General features: G+C 53.2%; 1 rRNA gene. It reads right to left on the minus strand.

Going from position 1 to position 408, the window contains the following annotated elements:
- Nucleotides 1-78: 78 nt before the first annotated feature.
- Nucleotides 79-408 (minus strand): 23S ribosomal RNA (locus HMPREF3011_RS01230); the annotation flags it as partial.

The following is a 408-nucleotide window of genomic DNA, read 5'->3' on the forward strand; positions in this document are numbered from 1 at the left end:
AAACTTCGGGTGGGTGGTGTCATGCCAGACACTGAACAGTAGACGCGAGCAAAAACCCTAATTTTTCACACTCTCTTGTGTGTTGAATGTTTGGTCTATTAGTACCGGTCACCTCCACACCTTACGATGCTTCCAGATCCGGCCTATCAACCCCATCATCTATAGGGGACCTCAAAAGAAACCTAATCTTGGAACAGGCTTCCCGCTTAGATGCTTTCAGCGGTTATCCCTTCCGTACGTAGCCAACCAGCCATGCCCCAGGCGGGACAACTGGCACACCAGAGGTACGTCCATCCCGGTCCTCTCGTACTAGGGACAGCCTTCCTCAAGTTTCTACGCGCGCGGCGGATAGAGACCGAACTGTCTCACGACGTTCTAAACCCAGCTCGCGTGCCGCTTTAATGGGCG

It is taken from the genome of Corynebacterium sp. HMSC074C04, from assembly GCF_001838295.1.
In the GTDB taxonomy this organism is placed as follows: Bacteria; Actinomycetota; Actinomycetes; order Mycobacteriales; family Mycobacteriaceae; genus Corynebacterium; species Corynebacterium amycolatum.